This is a genomic window from Kitasatospora sp. NPDC127116 (assembly GCF_042677365.1).
Classification (GTDB): domain Bacteria; phylum Actinomycetota; class Actinomycetes; order Streptomycetales; family Streptomycetaceae; genus Kitasatospora; species Kitasatospora lactacystinica.
On sequence record NZ_JBHXTL010000265.1, the window covers coordinates 1 to 4,158 of the forward strand.

5 protein-coding genes are annotated in these 4,158 nt (G+C 71.6%); all 5 read right to left on the reverse strand.

Annotation, left to right across the window (positions count from 1 at the left end; genetic code table 11):
- Positions 1 to 193: 193 nt before the first annotated feature.
- Positions 194 to 2,488 (reverse strand): hypothetical protein, encoded by a 2,295-nt coding sequence (locus tag ACFVHV_RS43365; protein ID WP_380359331.1) that lies wholly within the window; start codon positions 2,486 to 2,488, stop codon positions 194 to 196.
- A 94-nt stretch (positions 2,489 to 2,582) separates the two neighbouring features.
- The gene (locus ACFVHV_RS43370; protein ID WP_359899439.1) at positions 2,583 to 2,951 is read right to left on the reverse strand and encodes a hypothetical protein; all 369 of its coding nucleotides are present in this window, start codon (positions 2,949 to 2,951) and stop codon (positions 2,583 to 2,585) included.
- Positions 2,952 to 2,974: 23 nt separating this feature from the next.
- Positions 2,975 to 3,283 carry a WXG100 family type VII secretion target gene (locus ACFVHV_RS43375; RefSeq protein ID WP_359899441.1) on the reverse strand — a complete coding sequence of 103 codons (309 nt, stop codon included), beginning with the start codon at positions 3,281 to 3,283 and terminating at the stop codon, positions 2,975 to 2,977.
- Between the two features lie 32 nt (positions 3,284 to 3,315).
- Positions 3,316 to 3,642, reverse strand: coding sequence for a hypothetical protein (locus ACFVHV_RS43380; protein WP_359899443.1), 327 nt, complete (start codon positions 3,640 to 3,642; stop codon positions 3,316 to 3,318).
- 75 nt (positions 3,643 to 3,717) lie between these two features.
- Positions 3,718 to 4,158: type VII secretion protein EccB (locus ACFVHV_RS43385; RefSeq protein ID WP_380359336.1), on the reverse strand; the 441-nt coding region annotated here is incomplete at its 5' end.

A 4,158-nucleotide genomic window follows, 5' to 3' on the forward strand; every position in this document is an offset into this window, starting at 1 on the left:
CCACCCCCCTCCCGCAACTGCCCGGGGGTGTTTGGTGTGGGGGCTTGGTTTTTTTTTTAAACCCACTGGTCGCGGGGGGGGGGCGGGGGGCGGGGGTGGGCCGGGCCGGGCCCCCACCGGTCCATGGGGTCGTACGGTCCTCTCTACGGCTGCGCCCGCCCGCCCGGTTCGACTCCGGCCGCGAGCGCCCCGATCAGCGGCCGATGACGCCCGTCACCGCACCGGAGTCGGTGCCCCAGACCTCGTCGTCCTCGGACAGCCAGGTGGTGCGCTGGCGCTCCTTCTCGCCCTGGCCGCCGGCGGCCCCGGCACCGGCCCCGGCACCCATCGGCGGCATCATCGGGCCGCCCATGCCGCCGGTGCCGCCCGTGGTCGAGATGCCCCGGCCCATCAGCTGGGACTCCTCGGCGGCGGCCGTCGCGGCCCGTCCCGCGGCGGAGCGGCCGGCCTGCGCCTCGGCGGCGAGTTCGGCGACCTTGGCCGCGTCGCCCATCACCGCCGACCGGCCGCCGATGCCGATGGTCGGCGGGCCGGACGCACCGATGCCGCCGATGCCACTGCGGCCGCCCGAGCCGCCGAACGACTGGCCCGCCAGGTCCGAGCCGCCCTTGAACGAGGTGGTGATGCCACCCGTCCCGGTCCCGGTGGAGATCCCGCCGAACGACGGCAGCCCGGTCCAGTTGCTTCCGGTGGAGATCCCTCCGCCGGGGTAGCTGACGCCGGTGCCGGGACGGCCGGCGATGATGGCGTGCGCCTGGTCGTTCATCAGCTGCTCGAACTGGGAGACCGGCCTGCCGTCCGACCCCCGGACGATGCCGTCCTTGTCGATCGTGTCGTCCTTGCCGAGCACGACCGTGTTGCCGTTGGCGTCCTTCAGCAGGTTGCCGTCCGGGCCGGTGACGGTGCCGTCGTCGTTCCGCTTGGAACCGACCGGCACCTTGAACGCGCCCCCGCCGGTCGTGCTACCGGTGCCCGGCACGGTGGTCGGCTGGCTGACCGTCGTCCCCGGGGGAACGATGATCGGCTTGCCGTCCTTGCCGAGCACCGGCTTGCCGTCCGGGCCGATCACCTCGCCCTTGCCGTTGACGGTGCTGCCGGGCGGCACGGTGATCGGGTTGCCGTCCTTGCCGAGGACCGGCTTCCCCTTTCCGTCCAGCAGCGTCGACTGGCCGCCACCGGGGCCCTTGTTGCCACCGGTGCCGCCGGGGTTCCCGGGCACCGTGGTGGGCGGTGGGGGCGGGATCTTGCCCGTGCCGGAGCCGCCCCCGGGTCCCTTCTTGTCCTTGTTGTCACCGATCCCGCCGGTGCCGCCACCGCCCGCACCGCCGCCCGCGCCACCGCCCGCGCCGCCGTCACCCGCGCCGCCGGTGCCGGGCGGCGGCTTGGGGCCCTCCTGGGTCGGCGGCTTGTCGGCCGGCAGCCACTTCTGCGGGGGTTCGAGCTTCTGGAGGACGGCGGCGGCGTGCGCGTACGCCGTCTTGAAGGCGGCCATCACCTCGGTCGCCTGCTTGTCCAGGACGATCTCGATCCACGAGGTCCAGATCTTCTTGGAGATCTCGTCGATCCACGCCTTCAGGGCTTCCTTGTCGTCCGGCGACGGAGCCGCTCCGGTGGCCGCGAACTTGAAGGTGCGCGTTCCGTCGCTGTTCTTGGTCATCGTCGGCGTCACGTAGGCCGTGGCCGCGCCGAAGGCCGAGTGGACGCACTCGGAGGGCCAGGAGAACGACACCACCTCGTCGTCGTTCTTGAGCTTCCAGAGCGTCCCCGACTCGAGTCGGTCCTTCGGGACCGCCCGCCAGGCGGCGTAGCCGCTGTACAGCCCCTTGTACGCGGCGCGCAGCGCCTCCGCGGTCTCGCGCAGGCACTTCGCCTTGGCGTCGGCGTCGTCGCCGAGCTCGACGTGCACCTGGATGAGCTGGTTCCGCAGCCCGATGAGGACTTCCTTGAACCGGCCCGCCGCGCTGCCCTGGAACTCGCTGCCGGCACCCTCGACGCCGTCGGCCCAGCCCTGGACGATCCCCTGCTGTTCCTTGACCCAGGTGTTGACGGCCGAGATGACCGTCGCCGCCTGTTCGAAACTCGGGGCGCTGGTGCGGTCGTTGTAGCCGTTGCCCCAGATCAGCGGTCCGAGGATGTTGTCCGCGGCGTGCCCGAAGTGCCCGAGCGGGGTGTCGGTGTCGCCGGCGGGCGGCTGGAGCTGCCAGAAGTTCCAGTCGACCGTGACGCCGACGATCGTGCTCCACTCGTAGGTGTCGTCGCCCTTCGGGTAGACCCACTCGGCCCACATGTCGAAGCCGGCCTGGCCCTCGTCCTTCTTGTACGGCTTCAGTGCGTCGTTCGTCGACTTGAGGGTGCTGCTGACCCGGATCCCGGTGATCCACGGTTTGCCGATCACCGTGTCCCGGCTCGTGATCGAACTCTGCGTCGAGGCCGCGAACGCCGTCAGGCCGTCTTCCCACGGATAGTGCTTCGGTGCTGTTTCTGCCATGACTTCCTCCCGGAGGCACACGGGGCGGAGCGGGAACGGAACGGGTGTCGGTCCGGCCGCCGGACGGATGGTCCGCCCGACGACCGGGGAGCGCTCAGCCGGTGCTGGTCGGGGGCTTGGGAGTGCCGCCGCCCAGGACGTCCTTGAAGAGCTCCATCGTCTCCGCCTCCGTCAGGCTGTGGTCCTCGCCGTCCGCGAACATGACGCCGGCCATCTCCAGATCCAGCTTGGTGTGCTTGGCCTCGGTCTGGATCGTGGTCAGTGCGTCCTTCACACTGCCCATGAAGGCGTCGACGCCGGTCTTCAGCGTCTGGATCTCCAGCACACTGGTGTTGCCCGGCAGCACGGGCGGACAGGTCTGCACCGCGTTCGCCTCCGTGCCGAGGTCGATCCGGAAGGTCTCCAGATTCGTGGCGAACGCCTTGAGGCCGCTGGTCGAGACCTTGATCGTGGTTTCACCCATGGGGAGCGCCTCCGCCCTCTCGACTAGCCGAACTGCTTGCGCGCGCTCTGGTCGGCCTCGTTCATGATGTGGTGCATGTTGGTGAGCTTCCCGCCGGCGGCGATGATGTCCTGGTTCATCTGTCCGGCGTTGGCCGTCACGGCCTGCTTGAACTCCGTGAAGGCGTCGGCCGCGGCACCCTGGAAGTTTCCGCTCTCGGTCAGGGAGTTGAGCTTCCGCTCCACCTCCCACAGGGCGTCGTCCATCAGCTGGCCCGCCTGGCCCAGCTCGCTCGCCGCCTGGGCGACGGTCTCGTGGTGGAGCTGGATGCTCCCGAAGTTGTCCATCGACATGTGCTCGTTCCCTTCCTCTCCGTGGCGCGCCGTCAGGCGCCGTTCAGCGCGTCGACGATGCCGTCGGCCGCGTGCAGCCGGGCCTCTTCCTCGGCGTGGCTGAGGACCTGGTCGGCGACCTTGGTGGACTCCGCGAAGCGCTCGAACGCGCCGATGACCGTGTGGTAGCGCGTCATCCAGTCCTCGACCTTCTGCTGGAAGGTCGAGCTGGCCCCGGAGATGTATCCGCTGGCCAGTTCCTGCTTGATCCGCTCGACCGTGCGGCCGGCGGTGATCATGCCCTCGATCTGCTGCTCGATGTCGGACAGCGCCTTGCGGATCGCCTCGTCCTGTTTGTTCAAGTTCGCCGGCGTGCTCACCAGGTGCTCCTTTCTCTCCGCGCGCCGGTCGCGCGCGGCTCTGATCGACTCAACGGGACCGCCGCGACCGGCGGTTCAGCCGCAGGTCGCCGTCGTGGCGGCGGACACGGCGGCGTCGAGCGCAACGCCCGCGACGGGCACGCCGGCGGTTCCGGGAACCCCTGGGGTGACCGCCGCGACGGTGGGCGCGCCCGAAGCCGCGGCGTCCGCCAGGGCCGCCGGGTCGAGGCTCGGGCCGGCCGGCAGCAGGGCCACCACCGCGGCCGGGACGGCGACCGGCGTCGCGCCGCCGTAGCCGAGCTGCTTGACGACCGCCGCCGAGGGCAGCGGGTAGCGCACCCCGGCCTCGGTGACCAGGTACTCGGTGCCACCGGCGCCGGCGCCCGACAGGGCGCGCACCAGGGCGCCGCGCCCCGGCCGGACGGCGATCCGGTCGGCGACGGTGCAGGCCGCGCCCGCCGCACCCGCCGTGCCGCCCGCCGGACCGGCCGGGGGCGCCGGGGGGCGGGCCCAGTA